This is a genomic window from Mesorhizobium sp. M7A.F.Ca.CA.001.08.2.1 (assembly GCF_003998455.1).
GTDB lineage: Bacteria > Pseudomonadota > Alphaproteobacteria > Rhizobiales > Rhizobiaceae > Mesorhizobium > Mesorhizobium ciceri.
In genome coordinates this window covers 1-2,186 of the sequence record NZ_RZPW01000921.1, presented here as the reverse complement: position 1 = coordinate 2,186, position 2,186 = coordinate 1, and the positions used below count along the sequence as shown (strand labels likewise).

Here is a 2,186-nt window from a genome sequence, read left to right as displayed (position 1 = left end):
TGATCAGAAGGTCTTCGCCATTGAGCTTGACTTCGGTGCCCGACCACTTGCCGAACAGGATGCGGTCGCCGGCCTTGACGTCCAGCGGGACCAGCTTGCCAGCTTCGTCACGAGCGCCGGAGCCGACGGCGATGATCTCGCCTTCCTGCGGCTTTTCCTTTGCCGTGTCGGGGATGATGATCCCGCCAGCGGTCTTGGATTCGGATTCGACCCGGCGAACGACCACGCGGTCATGCAGCGGGCGGAACTTCGACTTTGCCATTTTCGGATTTTTCCCTGGTGCGGATGTTGAGGGGTTTTTGTTAGCACTCGCGATGGACGAGTGCTAACGCGATAGTGAGGTAGGCTGTAATCGGGCACTCGTCAAGACGGACGAGGGCAGGCGAGGAGCTCTGGCCCCCTCCCCGTGGAACCCAACGCATACGCGGCATCCGTGTTGATGGCTGCGAGCCCCACATTTCCATTGAATTCGGCGTCATGACGCCAACTTGCGCGCGCCGCTTCCAAGTCGTCAATCGTGCTGCCGTCAGCACGAACATAGGGCTGCGCTTCACTTCCCGTCGAAGCCGCGGCAAGCAGCGTCGCCGTCAGCACGCTCCTTTGCAGATGCTTGCCAAAGGTGGACAGTGAGCGCACCTGCGCCGGGCTGTTGGTGCGAACGTAAGACGTCATTGACAACTCCTTTTTGCAAGTCGAGCCCCTTCTCCACCTTCGGCCGCCGTCGACGCGAAGAAGTCCGCATCGCGTTGAAGACGAGCTGCGAAAAAGAGAAAGATGTGTTTGATGGCTGCGGCCCCAACGGTGCCTTCAGATTTGAGATCACTTCCGCCGCGAGCGGCTGAAGCTCCTCGCAACGTCAAATCGAATCTGCTGCCAAGCCTCCAGGAAAGGAGAGCATTGCTCATCTCGCGCTTGTGCATGCAGTCAACCTTCGATCCGTGTTGCCACATCAAGAGCAAATGCCGTGCCAAAGCTCACTGGGAAGTGAACGCATGGCTCTCCCTGAAAACCTCACAAATCCAGCATGGTCAATTGTGCGGAACCCGACATGCGTCTTCTGCCACTGTCAGCTTTCGGACAGGCATGACGCGTTTCGCGCCGACCACCGGTCGATCGGTTTTGGGGCCGGTCTGTTCGCCTCATAAGAGCGCGTTACATTGCGTAGCGGTTTCCCGAGCGCCGCCACATGACACTGGACCTGCAGGTAGCACCGGCTTCTCATCCAGCCTTACTTTGGCCCCCTCGCGTATCAAATTCCCGCTGGCGAGCCCTGCTTTCATAGATCGCACCATGCCGGATGTCTGCTCTGGCGCCCGACCCGCTGGCACGATCTCGATCCGGCATAAGGGCGCAGCATCTTTGCAGGCCGTTTCATCCCGGCGTCCTGCTTGGCTGACAGACCGCACTTGGCGAGCGGTCTCCATGCTCTCTCCAAGGACCATCCCTGCGGCTGGCTTGTCGACCTATGGGCGGGTCCGGCCGCCCGAAACCCTCGCGCCATCAGCTTTTTTCCCCGCCGCCTGCGGCGGCTTCCTCGCGCCGCTTCGCTCACAAAAAAGCTGCCCGCTCGGGTCCTTCACTGTCGCTGCGGCCCTGTCGGATTCAGGCGGTCCTGACGCGCCCATTACGGTGCGCCATCGCAGGGGATGGTCCCCGGCGAAACCACAAAAGGAGACTTCGAAATGACCGCGATCGGTTACGTCAACAAGCAGGAAAACGGCGCCTACAAGGGCCAGTTCAAGACGCTCAGCGTCCGCGCCGACATCGATATCGTCCCCAACCAGGCCAAGAGCGCCGATAACCATCCCGACTTCCGGGTGCTTACGCAAGGGGTCGAAGTCGGCGCTGGCTGGATCCGCACCGGCGAGACTTCCGGCAAGGATTATGTGAGCCTGTCGATTGCAGCGCCGGAGTTCGGACCGCGCAAGCTCTACGCCAATCTCGGCCGCGCCGCCGGCCAGGACGATCACGACACCTACGCCATCATCTGGAACCCGGCCGACTGACCGGCCGAGATAAGAGCCTCGCGCCGCAGCCCCGGCGCGGGGCTCATTCCCAGGAGTTCCACCCAAACCCCGTCCGCCCTAAAGGGCGGCGAAAACTCTCCCCCGACTCTTCGCCCGTCCCCGAGACGATCTCCCTCGCCCATCGTCGCCCTCGCTTGTCCGAAGCGAAACGAGGATCAT

Annotated in this window: 3 protein-coding genes; 1 reads left to right on the top strand and 2 read right to left on the bottom strand. The window is 61.4% G+C overall.

Features of this window, described 5'->3' with window-relative positions; translation table 11 throughout:
* Both EN914_RS32935 and EN914_RS32930 read right to left on the bottom strand, forming a co-directional pair.
* Positions 1-262 (bottom strand): co-chaperone GroES (locus tag EN914_RS32935; RefSeq protein WP_148129646.1); only part of this gene is annotated, 262 nt, incomplete at its 3' end.
* Between the two features lie 101 nt (positions 263-363).
* Positions 364-672 carry a hypothetical protein gene (locus tag EN914_RS32930; RefSeq protein ID WP_024505643.1) on the bottom strand — a complete coding sequence of 103 codons (309 nt, stop codon included), beginning with the start codon at positions 670-672 and terminating at the stop codon, positions 364-366.
* A gap of 1,010 nt (positions 673-1,682) precedes the next feature.
* On the opposite strand from EN914_RS32930, the gene EN914_RS32925 reads away from it, so the two are divergent.
* Complete coding sequence (locus tag EN914_RS32925; RefSeq protein ID WP_024505644.1) at positions 1,683-2,006, top strand: DUF736 domain-containing protein; 324 nt, start codon at positions 1,683-1,685, stop codon at positions 2,004-2,006.
* The last annotated feature ends 180 nt before the right edge of the window (positions 2,007-2,186 follow it).

Bases quoted from the DNA above. Each gene is read 5' to 3' on its own strand.
- EN914_RS32930 (WP_024505643.1), bottom strand. From the start codon at position 672: ATGACGTCTTACGTTCGCACCAACAGCCCGGCGCAGGTGCGCTCACTG.
- EN914_RS32925 (WP_024505644.1), top strand. From the start codon at position 1,683: ATGACCGCGATCGGTTACGTCAACAAGCAGGAAAACGGCGCCTACAAG.